The organism is Gordonia sp. X0973, assembly GCF_013348785.1.
In the GTDB taxonomy this organism is placed as follows: Bacteria; Actinomycetota; Actinomycetes; order Mycobacteriales; family Mycobacteriaceae; genus Gordonia.
This window is the reverse complement of record NZ_CP054691.1, coordinates 2,684,935-2,703,847: the sequence shown is the minus strand read 5'-3', so window position 1 is coordinate 2,703,847 and position 18,913 is coordinate 2,684,935. Positions and strand designations below refer to the sequence as shown.

13 protein-coding genes are annotated in these 18,913 nt (G+C 71.0%); 8 read left to right on the top strand and 5 right to left on the bottom strand.

Annotated features, from left to right (window positions below; genetic code table 11):
- Nucleotides 1–54 precede the first annotated feature (54 nt).
- From HUN08_RS13425 to HUN08_RS13395, 7 genes are all read left to right on the top strand, one after another.
- Nucleotides 55–3,360, top strand: a complete 3,306-nt coding sequence (locus tag HUN08_RS13425; protein WP_124246829.1) for an ATP-dependent DNA helicase — start codon at nt 55–57, stop codon at nt 3,358–3,360.
- Complete coding sequence (locus tag HUN08_RS13420; protein WP_124246830.1) at nt 3,353–6,727, top strand: UvrD-helicase domain-containing protein; 3,375 nt, start codon at nt 3,353–3,355, stop codon at nt 6,725–6,727. Before HUN08_RS13425 ends, HUN08_RS13420 begins: the two co-directional genes overlap by 8 nt.
- Before the next feature lie 65 nt (nt 6,728–6,792).
- Complete coding sequence (locus tag HUN08_RS13415; protein ID WP_124246831.1) at nt 6,793–7,869, top strand: TrkA family potassium uptake protein; 1,077 nt, start codon at nt 6,793–6,795, stop codon at nt 7,867–7,869.
- A 3-nt stretch (nt 7,870–7,872) separates the two neighbouring features.
- Nucleotides 7,873–8,790 carry an NAD(+) diphosphatase gene (gene nudC / locus HUN08_RS13410; protein ID WP_124246832.1) on the top strand — a complete coding sequence of 306 codons (918 nt, stop codon included), beginning with the start codon at nt 7,873–7,875 and terminating at the stop codon, nt 8,788–8,790.
- A 159-nt stretch (nt 8,791–8,949) separates the two neighbouring features.
- Nucleotides 8,950–9,201: a mycoredoxin gene (locus HUN08_RS13405; protein ID WP_124246833.1), complete on the top strand. Its 252-nt coding sequence runs from the start codon at nt 8,950–8,952 to the stop codon at nt 9,199–9,201.
- A 181-nt stretch (nt 9,202–9,382) separates the two neighbouring features.
- On the top strand, nt 9,383–11,515 hold the full coding sequence (locus tag HUN08_RS13400; RefSeq protein WP_124246834.1) for an ATP-dependent DNA helicase UvrD2: 2,133 nt from the start codon (nt 9,383–9,385) through the stop codon (nt 11,513–11,515).
- A gap of 399 nt (nt 11,516–11,914) precedes the next feature.
- A complete protein-coding gene (locus HUN08_RS13395) occupies nt 11,915–12,205 on the top strand; it encodes a WhiB family transcriptional regulator (protein WP_124246835.1) in 291 nt (96 codons plus the stop codon).
- A gap of 86 nt (nt 12,206–12,291) precedes the next feature.
- On the opposite strand, the gene HUN08_RS13390 is transcribed toward HUN08_RS13395, so the two are convergent.
- From HUN08_RS13390 to HUN08_RS13380, 3 genes are all read right to left on the bottom strand, one after another.
- Nucleotides 12,292–13,605, bottom strand: a complete 1,314-nt coding sequence (locus tag HUN08_RS13390) for an AarF/ABC1/UbiB kinase family protein (RefSeq protein ID WP_124246836.1) — start codon at nt 13,603–13,605, stop codon at nt 12,292–12,294.
- Between the two features lie 31 nt (nt 13,606–13,636).
- On the bottom strand, nt 13,637–14,500 hold the full coding sequence (locus tag HUN08_RS13385; RefSeq protein ID WP_124246837.1) for a hypothetical protein: 864 nt from the start codon (nt 14,498–14,500) through the stop codon (nt 13,637–13,639).
- An 88-nt stretch (nt 14,501–14,588) separates the two neighbouring features.
- Nucleotides 14,589–16,025 carry a zinc-dependent metalloprotease gene (locus tag HUN08_RS13380; RefSeq protein WP_124246838.1) on the bottom strand — a complete coding sequence of 479 codons (1,437 nt, stop codon included), beginning with the start codon at nt 16,023–16,025 and terminating at the stop codon, nt 14,589–14,591.
- A gap of 37 nt (nt 16,026–16,062) precedes the next feature.
- On the opposite strand from HUN08_RS13380, the gene HUN08_RS13375 reads away from it, so the two are divergent.
- A complete protein-coding gene (locus HUN08_RS13375) occupies nt 16,063–17,172 on the top strand; it encodes a PDZ domain-containing protein (protein WP_301546737.1) in 1,110 nt (369 codons plus the stop codon).
- A 39-nt stretch (nt 17,173–17,211) separates the two neighbouring features.
- Here the strand turns inward: HUN08_RS13375 and HUN08_RS13370 are convergent, their stop codons facing one another.
- The gene (locus tag HUN08_RS13370; RefSeq protein WP_124246840.1) at nt 17,212–18,144 is read right to left on the bottom strand and encodes an SGNH/GDSL hydrolase family protein; all 933 of its coding nucleotides are present in this window, start codon (nt 18,142–18,144) and stop codon (nt 17,212–17,214) included.
- Nucleotides 18,145–18,175: 31 nt separating this feature from the next.
- On the bottom strand, nt 18,176–18,766 hold the full coding sequence (locus HUN08_RS13365) for a PPA1309 family protein (protein ID WP_124246841.1): 591 nt from the start codon (nt 18,764–18,766) through the stop codon (nt 18,176–18,178).
- Nucleotides 18,767–18,913: the final 147 nt, after the last annotated feature.

Below are 18,913 nucleotides of genomic sequence, written 5' to 3'. Positions count from 1 at the left end.
GACCCTATCGAGTCGGCCGGAGGCGATGTCCGGCCGCCGTGATTCGATAGGGACATGGTCCACAGCCCGGCGCAGCGCCCCCTCGTGCGCACGACGCTGGTCGGTGCCGCCGACGTCGCGGCGCCGCCGCGGGAATGGCCTGCCGAGGTGGCCAGGATCATCGCCACACCGGTCCTGCGCGACCCGGAACGGCCGTGGTCGCCGTACCGGGTGCACGGCGGACCGGGCAGCGGAAAGACGTCGGTCATCGTCGACGCGGCCGTCGCCCGCCTCACCGATCCGTCGGTGGATCCGGAATCGGTATTGGTGTTGGCGGCCAGCCGTCGCGCCGGCGCCGCGCTGCGCGAGGAGATCACGCGGCGCGTGCTCGCGTCGGGGGCGCATCGGGCCGGCGCCGCGCGCGAGCCGCTGGTCCGCACGATCCACTCCTATGCCTTCGCGATCCTGCGGCTGCAGGCGCAGGCCCATGACAATCCGCCGCCCCGACTCATCACCGGGTCCGAACAAGACGTGGTGTTGCGTGAACTCCTCGCCGGAGACGTCGCCGACGGTGCCGCGGCCTGGCCCGAGTCGCTGCGACCTGCCCTGCTCACCGACGGGTTCGCCCAAGCCCTGCGCGACCTGTTGATGCGGGCCGCCGAGCGGGGCGCCGGACCCGAGGAACTCGTGCGCCTGGGCCGCCGCCACCGTCGGACAGAGTGGGTTGCGGCGGGCGCGATGTTCGCCCAGTACGAGCAGACGATGTTGCTGCGCGGCTCGGTGGGCGTCGGCGCCCCGCAAGCGAGCGCCCCCGCCGTCGACGCCGCCGAACTGGTCGGCTCGGCGCTCTCGGCATTCGCCACCGATCCGGATTTGCTCTCCGGTCAGCGGGCACGGATCCGTCACGTCCTCGTCGACGACGCGCAGCACCTCGATCCGCAGGCGGCCCACTTGATCCGCCTGGTCGCCACCGGGGCCGACTCCACGATCGTCGCCACCGACACCGACCAGTCCATCTTCGGCTTCCGTGGCGCCTCGCCGCGGTTCTCCGACGACCTCGTCGAAGCGGGGTCGGCCCACGACATCGTGCTGACCGACGACCATCGCGCGACCGCGCCGGTCAACGCGGTGGGGGCGGCGCTGGCCGCCCGACTGCCCGGCGCCCGGCGCCACGCCTATCCGCTGCCGCGCGACGCCGCGGGGTCGGCGCGGGTGAAGGTCTTCGCGTCGGCGGCCAAGGAGGCGACGGCGGTGGCCGATCTCCTGCGCCGCGCCCACCTCTTCGACGGCGTGCCCTGGTCGGACATGGCCGTCGTGGTGCGGTCGGTGCCGCATTCGCTGCCCTCCCTGCGGCGCGCCTTCCGCTCGGCGGGCGTACCGGTCGCGACCCCGGCGTCGGATCTTCCGCTGTACCGACAGCGGTCCGTCGCCGCCTTTCTCATCGCGCTGCTCGCCGCCGAGGGGGTGGCGCTGGAACCCGAGCTGGTCATCACGCTGCTCACCGGGCCGATCGGAGCGGCCGACCCAGCGGCGTTGCGGCGACTGCGCCGTGGCGTGCGCCGCGCCGACGAGACCCCCGACGCCGGTCACCCGGTCGACTCCATCGCCGCGCTGGCCGCGGCGATCGGCGACGACGATGCGGCCGCGCGCTACGCGGCGGTCCTATCCGACGCGGAGGCGCGGCCGTTGGTGCGGGTGCGCGCGGTCGTCGGCGCGGCCCGGGCGGCGATCGCGGCCCACCGAGGCGTCGACGAGGTGCTCTGGGATGCGTGGGCCGCCTCGGGATTGGAGCGGCGCTGGGCGCCGACGGCGTTGCGCGGCGGCCCGGCGGGGGAGCAGGCCGACCGGGACCTCGACGCGATGCTGGCGCTGTTCGAGGCCGCCGAATCCTTCGCCGAGAACCTGCCGAGTGCCGCGGTGAGCGCCTTCGTCGAGCACGTCCGCGCCCTCCAGGTGCCGCGCGACTCGCGTGCCGCGGCGGTGCGCGACGAAGCCGTGACGGTCTGTTCCGCGCACGCCGCTGCCGGACGGGAATGGGAGGTGGTGGCGGTCCCCGGCGTGCTGGACGGGCTGTGGCCGTCGCTGCGGCCGCGGGGCAGCGTGCTGGCCACGTCGGCGCTGGTCGACCTGCTCGACGGGGTGGACCCCGAGGCCGTCGACACCGTCGCCCGCGGGGCCGTGGCGCTGGCCGACGAACGGCGTCTGCTCCTCGTCGCCTGCACGCGTGCGCGCAGGCAGTTGGTGGTGAGCGCCGTCGAGGACGGCAGCGGTGAGGCCGCCCCGTCGCGTTTCATCCCGGAGATCGCGGCCGCGCTCGGCGTCGGGACGTCGGCCGACGACGACGCGGAGCCCGAGTCCGTGCCGGTGGACCCCGGTGTCGACCGCGTGCTCTCGCTTCCCTCGCTGGTCGCCACGCTGCGCGCCGAGGTGCTGGCCGGCGTCGACGCGGAGGCGTCGTCCGCGCGGGCGGTCGCGGCGGGCGATCTGCTCGCCCGGCTGGCCGACCTCGACATCCCCGGCGCCCACCCGCGCGACTGGTACGGCCTGGCCGGCGCCAGTACCGAGGAGCCCCTCTGGGTGCCCGCGGACGGCCCCCGACGGCTCTCCCCGTCGAGTATCGAGTCACTGACCAGGTGCTCGCTGCGCTGGGTGCTGGAGGGCCACGGCGGTCGCGACGGCGACGCCACCCCGGCGGTGACCGGCACCCTGGTGCACACGCTCGTGCAGGCGCTGGCCGGGCAGATCACCCCCGACGAGGTCACCGCGGCCCTGCGCGGCATCTGGGACCGGGTGGACACCGGCGCCGAATGGTTCTCGCGGCGCGAGCTGGAGCGGGCCGAGCAGATGCTCGACAACTTCCGCGGCTGGCTGACCGCCTCGCGCGATCAGCTGACCGAGGTGGGCACCGAGATCGGCGTCGATGCGACCCTGCCCCCCGGCGCCCCCGACGACCTGCCGGTGCGCGTCGTCGGGCGCATCGACCGGCTGGAGACCGATCGATCCGGGCGGCCCGTCGTCGTCGACGTGAAGACCGGGAAGAATCCGCCGACCAAGCAGGACGCGAAGCAGCACCCGCAGCTCGCCGCGTATCAACTGGCGCTGCACCTGGGCGGCGTCCCGGGGTTCGACGCCGGGACGCAACCGGGCGGCGGTCAACTCGTCTACGTGGCCAATCCCAACAAGTCGACGGGGTCGGCGGTGCGCGAACAGCCGGCACTGACCCCCGAGCACCTGTCCGAGTGGATGATGATCCTGCGGGCCGCGGCGCGCGGCAGCGTCGGTCCGGTGTTCACCGCGACGCAGAACGACGGATGTGGGCATTGCGGGCTGCACGCGTCCTGCCCGGCCCAACTGACCGGGCGGAGCGTCGTCGATGACTGAGCCGATAGTCGAGCCGGCGGCGGATCCGATCCCCGCCACCAGCATCGCGGCGGCGTTGGGTCTGCCGCGCCCGACGCCGGAACAGATCGCCGTCATCGAGGCACCACTCGAGCCGGTCCTCGTCGTCGCCGGGGCCGGTGCGGGCAAGACCGAGACGATGGCGGCGCGCGTGGTGTGGCTCGTCGTCAACCGGCTGGCCGGCCCGGAGGAAGTCCTCGGGCTGACGTTCACCCGCAAGGCGGCCAGCGAGCTGGGCGCGCGGATCCGTCGGCGCCTCTCCGCTCTGTCGGGCGCCGCGGTGCTCGCCGATTGGGATCCCGACGGTTCGCTGCGCACCCGCCTGCGCAACGCGGACCCCGAGATCAGCACCTACCACGCCTACGCCGGCCGACTCATCGCCGACTACGGCCTCTTGCTGCCGGTGGAGCCGTCCTCGACGTTGCTGAGCGAGACCGAGCTGTGGCAGCTGGCGTTCTCGGTCGTCGCGAACTATTCCGGCGAGCTCGCGACGCGCAAGGTACCGACCGGGGTCACCGAGGCCGTGCTCAAGCTGTACTCCGATTCGGCCGAACACCTCGTCGGCCTCGACGACCTGACACGTGCGTGCCAACGCCTCTACGACCTCGTCGACACGCTGCCCAAGGGGCCGCGGCAGAACGACGCCCCGTCGGCCAAGATGCGTGACATCCAGGCGGTGATCGACGAGCGGCGCGCCCTGCTGCCCCTGATCGCCGAGCTGGGGGAGCAGATGCGGGAACAGAGCGCCCTCGATTTCGGATCGCAGATGTCGTTGGCGGCCCGCCTCGTCACCGAACATCCGGAGGTCGCGACGGCCGAGCGCGCCTCGTTCCGTGCCGTGCTGCTCGACGAGTACCAGGACACGGGTCACTCGCAGCGCGTGCTGCTGCGGGCGCTGTTCGGCGGGCGGGGAAACGCGGCCGTCGCGGTGACCGCGGTCGGCGACCCGATCCAGTCGATCTACGGGTGGCGCGGCGCGTCGGCGGCCAACCTGCCGCGCTTCGCGTCGGATTTCCCGCGGCCCGACGGCAGCCCCGCGCGGCGCTTCGAACTGCTGACCAGCTGGCGCAACGGCGTACACGCGCTCCGGCTGGCCAACGCGGCGTCCGAAGAGCTGCGGCGCGCCGGCATCCCGGTGTCGGTGCTGCGCGCCCGCCCGGAGGCGCCCGACGGTTCGGTGGCCCTGGCCCTGACCGAGACAGTGCTCGACGAGCGCGCGTGGATCGCCCGACGGATCGCGCAGCGCTACGACGCGGCCGCCGACGCGGGAGCGCCACCGCCGACCACGGCCATCCTGGTGCGGCGAAACGAGGACTCCGCGCCGCTGGCCGCCGAGTTGGAGGCCCTGGGCATTCCGGCGGAGGTCGTCGGCATCGGCGGCCTGCTGCACGTCCCGGAGATCGAGGACATCGTCGCGATGCTGCGGCTGATGGCCGACCCGCTCGCCGGCAGCGCCGCGATGCGCCTGCTGACCGGGGCGCGCTGGCAGCTTGGTGCCGGTGACCTGGCGGCCCTGTGGAAGCGGGCGCGGGAACTCGCCGTGCGCGGCCGTGTCGCCGACATGCCGCTGGACACCGCAGAACAGCTCGCCGCCGCCCTCGCCGCATCGGTACCCGACGAACTGGTCGACGACGCGGGCATCGCCGACGCCCTCGTCGACCCGGGCGACCCGTCGCGATACAGCGCCGACGGATTCGCCCGCATCCGCCGCTTCGGAGCGCAGCTGGACCAGTTGCGGCGACGGATCGGCCAGCCGCTGCCGGAACTGGTCGCCGACGTGGAGCAGACGATCGGAGTGGCGGTGGAGGCGCAGATCCGGGCCAGGCGCATGCGCGGCGCGACCACCGGACGCGAGCATCTCGACGCCTTCGCCGGCTACGTCGCCGACTACGCCGACAAGGCCGGGGCCACCCTGCCCGGTCTGCTGGCCTTCCTCGACACCGCGGAGACCATCGAGAAGGGGCTCGAGCCCGGCCGCATCGAGGTCGCCGAACAGCGCGTCCAGATCCTCACCGTCCACGCCGCGAAGGGACTCGAATGGGATGTCGTGGCGATTCCGCACGTCTGTGGCGGCATCTTCCCCAGCGGCCGGTCGGACGGGACGTGGCTCGGTAGCGTCCGCGAACTGCCCGCCGAGTTGCGCGGCGACCTCGCCGACGCGGGCGGCGAGGGTTTTCCGCGCTTGGACCTCACCGGATTGGCCGACCGGAAAGAACTGGAAACGGCGCTCGACGAGCATCGCGATGCCATCGCCAAGCGTCGACTCGAGGAGGACCGCCGCCTGCTCTACGTCGCGCTGACCCGGGCACGCGAGACGCTGTTCATCTCGGCGCACCACTGGTCGATGGGGTCGACCAAACCGCGTGCCGTTTCGGAGTTCTACGCCGAACTCGCCGGCATCGTCACGGAGGCGATCGCCAATCCGGCCGTCGACGCCACCGGCATGACGATCGACGTGGCCGCACCCGAACCGGACGACGACGCGGTGAACCCGTTGGCCGCCCACGTCGTGACCGCTGCCTGGCCCGCCGACCGGCTGGGCGACCGGCGCGCCGCCGCCGATCGGGCCGCCGCGCTGGTACTCGACCGCATCACCGCGCGCGATCAGCCGTCGCTGTTCGACGAGCCGAGCCGCGCCGAGGAATCCGATCCCGACCTCGCCGACCCGGATGTCGCGCAGTGGGCCGCCGAGGTCGACGTTCTGCTCGACGAGCACTCCAGAGTCAACCAGGCGGGGGTCGAGGTGGCGCTCCCGACGCACCTCTCGGTGAGCCAGCTCGTCGAACTCGACACCGACGAGGCGACCTTCGCCCAGCGGCTGCGCCGACCGGTGCCGTTCAAACCGAATCCGATGGCCCGGCGTGGCACCGCCTTCCACGCGTGGGTGGAGCGACGCTTCGGGGCGACCAGGCTCCTCGACATCGACGAGTTGCCGGGCGCCGCCGACGAGTCGGCCACCCCCGACCAGGAGCTGACCGAGCTGATCGCCAGGTTCGAGGCGTCGCGCTGGGCGATGCGCACCCCCGTCGAGGTCGAGGTGCCGTTCGAGACGGTCATCGGCTCGACGGTCGTCCGGGGCCGGATCGACGCGGTGTTCAACGAACCGCCCGGGGTCGACGGCGAGCCGCGGTGGATCGTCGTCGACTGGAAGACCGGGGCGGTGCCCGAACCGGCGAAGCGCGAATCGATGGTCGTCCAGCTCGCCGCCTATCGCGTCGCCTGGGCCAAGCTGGTCGGCGCGAGACCCGATCAGGTGCGGGCCGCCTTCCACTACGTGCGGTCGGATTACACGCTCGAACCCGACGACCTGCCCGACTCGGCGGCACTCGCCGGCATGCTCGCCCGATAGCGGGAGCCGGCGCGACCGATCCGGTGCGGTGCTAGATTCGGCGGCGTGACCAACGTGAGCGGCCGATGAAGGCCCGACTGCGTCGCCGTGCTGGCGCGAGAGCGCTGTCGGCCGAGCCGGAATACGCGCTCGTCAACATCGTGCGCATCCCCGACGCCGAGCGGAGTCCGGCGCGGGCGATCGGGCGCCGGGTGCTGTTCGCCGTGTGCGCGCTGTTCTTCACGTCGCTCGTCGTCTTCATCGACCGCTCGGGCTACCGCGACGCGCAGGGCGACCAACTGTCCTTCCTGGACTCGGTCTACTACTCGGCGGTGACCCTCTCCACGACCGGCTACGGCGACATCACCCCGATTTCCCCCGGGGCCCGGCTGGTCAACATCATCGTGATCACCCCGCTGCGCGTTCTGTTCCTGATCGTCTTGATCGGTACGACGCTGGAAGTGCTGACCGAACGGTCGCGCCAGGCGCTGCGAATCCAACGTTGGAGGGCAACATTGCGGAACCATACGGTCGTCGTCGGATACGGCACCAAAGGACAGACGGCGGTCGACGCGATGATCGGCGACGGCGTGAAGCCGGCCGAGATCGTCGTCGTCGACCCGTCACAGGCGGCCCTCGACGCGGCGGAGGCACACGGCCTGGTCACCGTCCGCGGTGACGCCACCAAATCGGACGTGCTGCGCCTGGCCGGCGCGGCCCATGCGGCGAGCATCATCATCGCCACCAGCCGCGACGACACCGCGGTGCTGACCACGCTCTCGGCCCGCGAGATGAACAAGACGGCGACGATCGTCGCGTCGATCCGCGAATCGGAGAACTCGCACGTGATGAAGCAGTCCGGCGCGAACTCGGTGGTCGTCACGTCGGAGACGGCGGGCCGGCTGCTGGGTATCGCGACGCAGACGCCAAGCGTCGTCGAGGTCTTCGAAGACCTGCTGACCCCCGACGAGGGGTATGCGATTGCCGAGCGGGTCGTCGACCCGACCGAGGTCGGCGGGTCGCCCGCGCATACGGTCGACATCGTGCTCGGCGTCGTGCGTGACGGCAAGGTCTACCGGGTCGGGGAGCCGGAGGTCGAGTCGATCGAGCTCGGCGACCGGCTGCTGTACGTGCGTCGCGGTCCCGCGGACAAGGATCGCTGAGCCATGTCGTTCACCCTGGGCTCACCGCCGCTGTTCTCCCGAGGAACCGTCCCGCGGGCCGCCGAATTGCGCGGCAACCACGGCGAGGCCCGGCAGGCGTGGCCGGCGGCGCAGGTGCTCCTCGTCGATGCCCGCGGTCGATTCGGACTCGACGGCGACGGCATGCGGTGGACGCCCGGTCCGCAGGTCGGGGAGGAGCCGCCCGAGGGGGCCGTGTTGCTCGGCGTCGACGGCGAGACCTACCGCTGGGCGCTGCGCGTCGACGAGGTGGCCGAACCCGCCGGGGATGCGCGGACCGCCGGATTCCATCTCGACGGGGACGACGCCGGGTTGCTCGTCACCGCGCTCGGGTTGTTGAACTGGCATGATTCCGCACAGTTCTCGCCGACGACGGGCCAACCGACCGCGGTGGAGAAGAGCGGCTGGGTGCGCCGCGACCTTTCCTGTGGGCGCGAGGAGTTCCCGCGGACCGATCCCGCGATCATCACCGTCGTCCACGACGGTGCCGACCGGGTGTTGCTCGGACGCCAGGCCGTGTGGCCCGACCGGTGGTATTCGACGCTGGCCGGCTTCGTCGAGCCGGGGGAGTCGTTGGAGCAGTGCGTGATCCGCGAGGTGTACGAGGAGGTCGGCATCACGGTGTCGCAGCCGCGGTATCTGGGGAGCCAGCCGTGGCCCTTCCCGCGGTCGCTGATGGTCGGGTTCGCCGCGGTCGGCGATCCGGAGGAACCGCTGCGCTTTCTCGACGGCGAGATCGCCGACGCGGCCTGGTTCACCCGCGACCAGGTGCGCGAGGCACTGACCGCGAAGGAGTGGACCGATCCGGAGGGCGTTGACGACGGCCCGCCCGCACCCCTGCGACTGCCCGGCTCGGTCTCCATCGCCCGCACCATGATCGAGGCCTGGGCCGCCGCCGACTGAGCCGGATTCCCGCCGAGTGGGCACCCCAACCCCGTCGCGCTGGTCGAGTGGATCCGAGCCCCCATGGGCGAGGAACCGTATCGAGACCTGGGCACCCGAATCATGCCGAGTGGCCAGTGCGCGGGAACATGGCGTCAGGTCTGTGGTGTTATTTCAGGTATGAGTGCTGACGCCCCCGTATTGACCATGTACACGACTACCTGGTGTGTCTATTGCAAACGTCTCAAGACGGGTCTGAAGAGCCTCGGGGTCACCTGGGACGAGGTGAACATCGAGGAGGATCCGGCTGCGGCCGACTTCGTCGGCAGCGTCAACAACGGCAACCACGTCGTCCCGACGGTGAAGTACGCCGACGGCACGACCGCGACCAATCCGTCGATCGCCGACGTGCGCACGAAGCTCGGTCTCTGACACGACTGCCTAGTCGGTGCGATTCGAGTGCCCAGGTCTCGATACGGTTCCTCGCCCATGGGGGCTCGGATCCACTCGACCAGCGCGACGGGGCTGGGGTGCCCAGTCGGTGCGATTCGAGTGCCCAGTCGGCGGGGTTGAGGTGCCCACTCGGCGGTGAGGGGCAGGCTCGGTCGGCGGGATGTCTGAGCGGGGTGCGATAGTGGTCGGCGTGGGGGACCATCTCGCCGATCTCGATCCGGAGCAGCTCGCCGCGGCAACCGCGCCGCGCGGCCCGGTGTGCGTACTCGCCGGCGCCGGCACGGGTAAGACCCGCACCATCACGCGTCGGATCGCGCATCTCGTCGACCAGGGCCAGGTCAATCCGGACCAGGTCCTCGCCGTCACCTTCACCGCTCGTGCCGCCGCCGAGATGCGCTCCCGGTTGCGGGTTTTGGGCATCGGCGACGTCGGATCGGCGGCCGGCGTGCAGGCGCAGACCTTCCACGCAGCTGCGATGCGCCAGCTGCGCTACTTCTGGCCGCGGTGTATCGGCGACGCCCGCTGGGAACTACTCGATTCGAAGCTTCCCGTCGTCGGACCGGCGGCCCGCAAGGCCGGATTGGCGACGTCGACCGAATCGCTGCGCGACCTGGCGTCGGAGATCGAATGGGCCAAGGCCAGCCTGGTCGGCCCCGCCGACTACGCGTCCGCCGCGGCACGGGCCGGTCGCGACCTGCCCGCCTCTGGTGAACAGGTCGCCGCGGTGTACGCCGCCTACGAGGCGGCCAAGGTGTCCGCCGACGGCGACTATCTGCTCGATTTCGACGACCTGCTGATCTTCACCGCTCAGATGCTGACCGACGATCCGGGCCTGGCCGACGAGTTCCGCTCGCGTTACCGGTGCTTCGTCGTCGACGAGTATCAGGACGTGACTCCGGTGCAGCAGGGGCTGCTCGACGCGTGGCTCGGCGAGCGCGACGACCTGACCGTCGTGGGGGACGCGAACCAGACCATCTACACCTTCGCCGGTGCGCGCCCGGACTATCTGCTCAATTTCTCCCGCCGATTCCCCGAGGCGCAGGTCGTGCGCCTGGTGCGCGACTACCGGTCGACACCCGAGGTCGTCGACCTGGCCAACCGGGTGATCGGCGCCGCACGCGGACGTGCCGCGGGCACACGGCTCGAGTTGATCGGGCAACGACCGTCGGGCCCGGCGCCCCGTTTCGCCGAGTACCCGGACGAACCCGCCGAGGCCGCAGCCGCGGTCGCCGACATCGGCGAACTCATCCGCGGTGGCGTGCCGGCCTCGGAGATCGCCATCCTGTACCGAATCAACGCCCAGTCGCAGGTGTACGAGCAGGCCCTCACCGAGGCGCAGATCCCGTACCAGGTGCGCGGCGGCGACGCGTTCTTCTCGCGTCCGGAGATCCGTCAGGCGATCCGGGCGATCGCCGGCGCGGCCCGGTCCGACGAGACGGTGGCAGGCGACGCCCTGCTCGACGCCTTGCCGGTGCTGCTCTTCCCGCTCGGCCTCACGCCGGAGGAGCCGGCCGGTGCCGAGGCGAAGTCGCGGTGGGCGTCGCTGACCGCGCTCGTCGAGCTCGCCGAAGAACTCCTCGGCCACAACCCCACGTTGAGCATGAACGACCTGTCCGTCGAATTGACCGCGCGCGCTTCCGCCGGCCATCCGCCGACGATGCGCGGCGTCACCCTGTCGTCGCTGCACGCCGCGAAAGGGCTGGAATGGGATGCGGTGTTCCTCGTCGGGCTGACCGACGGCGCCGTTCCGATCAGCCACGCCATTGACACGGGCGCCGAGGCGATCGAGGAGGAGCGTCGGCTGTTCTACGTCGGGGCGACCCGGGCCAGGGAACATCTCAAACTGTCCTGGGCATTGGCCCGCAACGAGGGCGGGCGCCGCGGGCGGCGCAAATCGCGGTTCCTGGCCGGATTGCTGCCCACCTGCGGGCGTTGCTCGTCGCACCTGATGGGCGCCCGCGCCCTGCGCACCGGGATCTGCGACGCCTGCGCCGGTGACCGGGGGGCGGGTCGCGGGGCCGCATCCGGTGCCGCCGCACGACGGGCCGCGACGATGCCACTGGAACCCGCCGACGCCGAGCTGTTCGACAGTCTCAAAGCCTGGCGGCTGGCCGAGGCCAATCGTCAGGACAAGCCGGCGTTCACCGTCTTCGCCGATAAGACGCTGCGCGAGATCGCGACCACCCGCCCGGCGGACCTGCGCGCATTGGCGCGCGTCAACGGGGTGGGCGCGGCGAAGCTGGAGCGCTACGGCGAGGATGTCGTCGCGATCGTCGTCGGTGCGTCGCCGTAGCGGGCCGGCGCATAACCGCAGGTAGAAAATAGGTTGTGCCCGATCGGCATTGCCCCGTAACCTGGATCAGGTCGTGCGGGGCCATCCCCGTTGTGCGCCGACAACCGACACCGCCGAAAGGAGCAGGGACAGTGAACACGATCCATCTGTACAGCGCTGATGCGTTCGCTTCCGTGCGTCCGTGGGCGGTCCAGGCCCCGGCTTCGACGACCGTCGTATGGGCACCTAAGCAGATCGCGGCAATCGCACCGCGAGCGCTCAAGCGATTCTCCGTACCGGATCATCCGATGTGACACGACGTCCCTCGGACATCCCCCGGCCACGGTGAATCGCGAAAGCGAGAACCGTGGCCTTTTTTGGCCCTGTCGCACCGTCCCGCACAGACCCCTGGAGAATCCCATGACTTGCATCACCGATTTCGTCGGCGGCGCCCCGCCCGCCGCTCCCGACCTCACCTCCCTCGGCCTGCCGTGCCGGGAGGCCGAGGCGGACCTGTGGTTCGCCGAGGCTCCCGCCGACCTCGAGATGGCCAAGGCCCTCTGTCAGGGCTGCCCGCTGCAGCGGGAGTGCCTGGACAGCGCCCTGGAGCGCGCCGAGCCGTGGGGTGTCTGGGGCGGCGAGATCTTCGAGCGCGGCGCCATCGTCGCGCGCAAGCGCCCCCGCGGCCGCCCGCGCAAGATCGCGAGCTGAGGCCGCTGAACGACTGAGCCCGGTAGGTGGACACACCTGCCGGGCTCAGTCATAGGCCGAGACTTCCGTGGGGCCGGGCCGAGATGTCAGTCGACGCCGGGCACCCACTCGGACATGATCGCGCGATAGGGGGCGTGTGCCTCCAGCTGGGCGGCGATGCCGACGCAGCCCAGCAACACCCGGAACACCATCACGTAATTCTTCGGCACGTTGAGGTTGCGTGACGTTTTGTAGACGTCGCCGCGCAGGTCGGTGGCATTGCCCGCGGCCCGCTGCAGCCATTTGCGGGTGAAATGGAACTCGTCGGTGTAGAGCGGGTCGACGAAGGGCTTCAGGTAGGCCTCGATGTCCTCGGCGCTGACCTTCGTCGCGTGGCTGGGCCGGATGAAGTTGGTCGCGACGAGCAGATTGCGCAGCTCGTCGTAGTCGCGGTCGCGGGCCAGCCGCAGGATCGGTCCCGTCTCGGCCGGCAACCCGTCCGGGTAGTACCCGACGGCGCCGAAGTCGAGGACGCCGAACCGCCCGTCGTCGGCGATGAAGAAGTTGCCCGGGTGCGGATCGCCGTGCAGGAGCCCGACGCGGTAGGTCGAGGAGATCTCGAACAGGGCCATCTTGGCGGCCGCCTCGTTGCGCTTCTCCTGCGAGCCGGAGGTGATGAGCTTCGACAGCGGGATGCCGTCGACCCATTCGGACACCACGACCTTGGGGGCGCTCGCGACCACCTTCGGGATCAGGAAGTCCGGGTCGCCGTCGAAGACCTTGGCGAAGGCGCGCTGGTGGTCCGCCTCGCCGAGGTAGTCCAGCTCGGCGTCGGTGCGGTCGATCAGCTCGTCGACCATCGACTTCACGTCGGTGCCCGGCGACAGCTTCTGGATCAGTCCCGACATCCGGCCCAGTGTCTTCAGGTCGGCGCGCAGCGCGTGGTCGGCGCCCGGGTACTGCACCTTGACGGCGACTTCGCGACCGTCGGACCACACCGCCTTGTGGACCTGGCCGATGCTCGCCGCGGCCGCGGGCTCGTCGTCGAATTCGCGGAAACGTTCCCGCCACTTCGTCCCGAGCTGCTGGTCGAGGACGCCGTGGACCTTGTCGGCCGGTAGCGGCGGCGCCTCCGCCTGCAGCTTGGTCAGCGCGGCCCGGAACGGTTCGCCGAATTCCTCGGGGATCGCCGCCTCCATGATGGACAGCGCCTGCCCGACCTTCATCGCGCCGCCCTTGAGCTCGCCGAGTACGGCGAAGAGTTGCTCGGCGGTCTTCTCCATCAGCTCCTGGCTGACCTCGTCCTTGCTCTTGCCCGCGATGCGCTTGCCGATCCCGCCGACCGCTCGCCCGGCCACGCCGATGGGAAGCGCCGCCAATTTGGCGTTGCGTCGACCGGCCCCCCGTGTGATGTCACTCATGTTTCCAAGAGTAGTCCAGGGCCCGGGCCGCTCAGGTCCACCGTGCGCCGCAGCCGCAGTCCGGGTGTACCGACCAGTCCTTTCGGCGCAGGCGCACCGGTCTGGGGTGGATCTCCAGGGTTGTGTCGACGAGGTCCGGGCGAGGGGTTCGACCACCGCCGTCCGGTCCGATCCCGAGGTTGATCTGCTCGATCTGCTCGAGTGCGGTGCCGACGGTGAGGCGGGTGATCGCGTCGCCCGCATAGCCCGGGCGGTTCACCAGCTGGGCGCAGACCACCGGCCACAGCGGATCCAGCACGGTGCGGTGGTGGTCGGCACACCGCAGACAACTCGACCGGCCGGGCAGGACGAGCGGGCCGACGACGCCGACGCCCTCGCGCAGGAACACCGGCAGGTGTGGCACACCGTGCCGCATCAGGTCGGCGACGACGAGCGGATCGGGGTGGGTGAAGTCGGTGAGGACGACGAGCGTCGGGCGTGGTGGGCCGATCTGCCAGGGCCGCGCGCGTCGGGCCTTGCTGCGCACGACCGGGTGGCCGGCCTCGGCGAGCGCCGCGGCCAGTCCGGTGTTCAGCGGACCCGCGCCGTGCAGACAGACGCGCAGCGCCGGTCGAGGGGGAGACTCTGTGCGGAGCCCGCGCAGCCGGGCGACGATCCGATCGAGATCCGGCGACGACAGGCCGGCCGCGCACAGTTGCCGGCGCAGTCGGGGACCCTGGGCCGGATCATCGAGGGATCGCAACGCGCGGCACACCTCTCGCGCGTCGAGGGTCGGCGGGAGGTCGACGAGCAGACTGCGCTCGGGATCGGTACCGATCTGTAGTTGATGCTCGTCGCGCACGACGATGGCCGTGCCCTCCGGGATCCTCGCGCGCCGTGCCGCCGGTGCCGTCATCTGCCCAGTGTGGGCCCGCCGTGCGCGGACGGGTGTGGTGAACCGCAGTTATCCACAGCCCGTTCTGATCGGACGTCGGTGCGTCGATTCAGTCGTCGTCGTCGTTCTCTTCTTCGGCGATCGTCTTCTCCAGGGCCGCCAGCGGGTCGGGGTCGTCGGAGAGGACTCCGTCGATGAACGCGGCCGGGTTGTCGAGATCGGAGCTGTCGGCAAGCAGATCCGGGTGGTCCCATACGCGGTCGCGCACGGTGGGGTCGGTGGCCTGCAGGAGCCGGTCCCACAGCGCGGTCGCCTCGCGCACGCGACGGGGGCGCAACTCGAGCCCGACCAGCGTCGCGAACGTCTGCTCGGCCGGGCCGCCGGTGGCACGTCGACGGCGGATGGTCTCGGTCAACGCCGCCGTCGAGGGGATCCGGTCGCCGAGGGCCTGGGTGACGACGTGCTCGACCCACCCCTCGATCAAGGCGAGCAGCGTTTCCAGCCGCTCCAGCGCGGCCTGCTGCTCCGGGGAGGGGGTCGGCTCGAACGATGCCGCCGAACCGAGCATTTCGGAGAACTTCTCCGGGTTGGCCATCAACTCCTCGGGGTTGACGCCGCCACCGAGGGAGTCGGCTATCCCGCTCACGTCGACCTTGATTCCGGCCGCGAACTGCTCGACGGTGGACAGCAACCGCTGGCGCAGCCATCCGACGTGGGTGAACAGCCGGACATGCGCGGCCTCGCGCGCGGCGAGGTAGACGATGATCTCCTGGGCCGGCAGGTCGAGTCCATCGGCGAAGGCCGCGATGGCCTCGGGCAACAGCACGGCGGTGCCGGAGGGGGCCAGCGGCAGCCCGATGTCGGTACCGGTGAGCACTTCCGTCGCCAACTTGCCCAGCCCTTGGCCGAGTTGGGTACCGAATACCGATCCAGACAGCTGGCTCAGCATCCCCATCATCGGTCCGGCGAACGCGGCCGCCTCCTCCGGCATGCCCTGGGCCCAGGCCTGCGACAGTTGCTTCGCGACGGGATCGCACAGCGTGGCCCAGGTGGGCAGCGACTCCTCGAGCCACTGCACCGGGGTCCACGCGACCGAGGTCGTGACACCGGCGGGCAGCGCGCTGGCCGCGTCGAGCCAGGTCTCGGCCAGCCGGACGGCGTCGGCGACGGCATTCGTCTCCTTGTCGAGGACCGGCGTGAAGTCGCCGATCTCGCGTCGCGCGATCTGCTTGGCGATGTCGTAGTTGACCGGCGCCCCGGCCGAGCCGGTGCCACCGGCGGCGCCCGCGCCCATGGCGCTGAACATGCTCCCGAGCTGGGAGAACATCTGCCCGATCATCTCGGGATTCAACGTCGACGGGTCGAAATCGGCGCCCAGGGCGCCCAGCTGCGACGGGTCGAAGGTCGACGGGTCGAATTGGGAAGGATCGAAGCCGAAGAGGCCGCCGGAGCCAGAACCGGCCTCGCCGCCCTCGTCTCGCGGGGTGTTCTTATCGTCGTCGCGGTCCGGATCGTTGCCGGAAAACCCGAACGGGAGATCGCTCATGGTTCCACCGTACCGACGACCCGCTACCCTGGCGCAGGTGAATGCTTCCGCCCAGTACCGTCGGATCGCGACGCTGGTGGTCACCATCGTGCTGTTCGCCGTCTTCGTGTTCGTCGGCACGTCCGTGCAGGTGCCCTATGTCGCGCTCGGGCCCGGCCCGACCGTCAACACGCTCTCGACCGTGGAGGTCGCCGCCGGGAAGCTCCCCGACGGCAAGGTGAAGACCCGTCCCGTCCCGGTCGTCGACATCCAGGGCGTGCCCACCGACCCGACCGACGGCCATCTCAACCTGACGACGGTGTCGGTCAGCGACGGCCTGAGCCTGTTCGACGCGCTGTCGCGCTGGGTCTCGCGCACCGAGACCCTGGTCCCGCGCGAGTCGCAGTACCCGCCGGGGCAGTCCAACCAGCAGGTCCGCGAGCAGAACAACGCGCAGATGTCCGGTTCGGAGCAGACGGCCCAGGCCGCCGCGCTGCGCCAATTGAACCGACCGACCAAGCTGGTCCTGACCTCGGTCTCCGACGCCGGTCCGGCGAAGGGCGTGCTGCAGCGCTTCGACGAGGTGCGCGCGGTCGGGGGAACCCCGGTGGCGACCGTCGAGCAGATGCAAAAGGCGGTGCGCTCGCACAAGCCGGGGGACAAGGTCGCCGTCGACGTGGTGCGCGACGGGAAGCCGCAGACCGTCACCGTCACCGTCGGCAAGATCGACGGCTCCGACGCGAAGGGCAAGGACGTGACCGTCGCCTACCTCGGCGTCATCCCGGCCGTGGTCAACGCCGATCCGGCGATGAAGATCACCGTCAACGTGGGCGACATCGGCGGGCCGTCGGCCGGGCTGATGCTGTCGTTGGCGATGGTGGACCGGCTCAGCCCGGGGAGCCTGACCGGCGGAAAGTTCATCGCCGGCACCGGAACCATCACCGACGAGGGCCAGGTCGGCCCGATCGGCGGGATCACGCACAAGATGGAGGCGGCCCGCGAGGCCGGCGCCACGCTGTTCCTGGTTCCGGCCGACAACTGCACCGAGGCGCTGACCGACGTGCCGAAGGGGTTGACCCTGGTCAAGGTGGATTCGCTGTCGCATGCCGTCGACTCGCTCCACGCGGCGGTCGCGGGAAAGCCGACGCCGAGCTGTAGCGCGCACTGAGGGGCGCGCCGCGGCGCTACGGTCTGACTGCTGCGCGGTTCAGCGGCGGATAGATCCGGCGATCCGTGCCGCGAGCACGCCGCGGCCGAGGGCGTTGAGGTGGAAGGCCATGTTCCCGGCCGGCGCGTTGCGCCCGAAGAACCATGGCCGCGCCGAGCAGGGGTCGTGCCCGGCGTCGGCGATGTCGATGAACTTGCCGCCGACCGCCTCGGTCTCCTTGCGCAGGCGCGTGTTGGCGTCGGCGAAGAGCTTGTTCATCCACACGGCGTCGCCGTTGCTCAACTGCACCTGGCGGCAGCCGCGCTTGCCGATGAACCCGCCGAGTCCGACGGTGAAGATCTGGGCCTGCGGGGCCTTGGCGCGGATCGCGCGCAGCGTGGTGCCGGACTGGATGGACAGCATGTGCAGGCCGTAGGCGGCCCGGCGCTTCTGGTTCGGGTTGAAGCGGCACCCCGCATGGTTGCGCACGTTGCACTTGGTGAGGATCTTGGCCCATCCGAGGTCGTTGCCGCCGGTGCTGATGGTGATGACCTGCGCGTTGCCCGGGACCCGGTGGATCTGCGGTTCGATGGTGAACGAGGTCGACCCCGATCCCAGTGACCCGACGTTCATCCCCATCACCTGCGGGTATTGCCGCACGTTGGCGCTCTCGGCGCCGATGCAGGAGATGTCGATGAATTGGCGCGGCGCGATGCGGTCGCGGACCAGCGACGGGTAGTTGTCTCCGGACCGTCGGCACGGGTTGAGCTGGTAGTCGACGGTGAGGGTGGCCGATCCGCCGGCCGCGCGGGAATCGCCCATGGCGACGTAGGTGCCGTGCGTATACGGCGCCCCGGTCGGGAGGTCGGGGCGGCTGGGAGCCGGAGCAGCCGGTGCGGGCGGGGCCGCGTGGGCCGTCGTGTCGACGGTGGCGAGCAGCGCGGCCAGGACACCGGACACGACGAAGCATGCGAGTTCACGGCGGGATTTCATGCGTATAGGTCTAGCAGAATCAGCCGTGCGGCTAATAATCGTGATCGGCGTCCAGCGTGGCGGCGAGGGCGTCGAGAAGCCCTGGTGCGAGGTCCGGATGGGCGAGCAGTTCCAGCCTTCCGTCGGACTCCTCGGATCGCAGTTGCAGCAGCGCCAGGCGTTGGCCGTCGCGCAACGCACCGGCGATCAGCCGGGCCGGTTGTTGTCCGGGGTGGCTGTGTGCCGTGGCCCGAGCGGCGGCCTCCGCGGCGTCGGGGTCGGCCATCAGCGGTTCGAAGGCTTCGTCGAGGTCGGTCTCGGCCTGCGGTGGCAGCACGATGATCTCCTGGACCAGCGCGCAGCCGGCGACCGCGGTCGGCCACTGGGTGGTGGCCAGTACGTGCTCCAGCTCGTCGTTCACCGTGTCCGGGTCGTCGGAGAGTGGCAGCTGCTCCTGCGCGATGGGCGACAATTCCGAGTCGTCGTACTCGTCGACGAGGTCGGGGTCGGTCTGTGCCAGGACGGCGGTGGGGACGAGCGCGAACAGCATCGGCGGCTGGCCCCAGCCCGTCGCGTCGACGAACTCGGTCACGTCGCGCAGCGCGGAACCCAGCGCGTCGGGGGAAAGATGGGCGTCGGTCACCGCTCCATCATCGCCCACCGGGAACTGTGCGGCGCCGCCGGACGTAGATACAGTGGTGGGAAATCGGACATGGCCCCTGTTTCCCGCTGTTGCCGGGCGACGCGGCGACCATGTGCGAAATGTGACGGGGCGGCGCGAGCGCCGCCC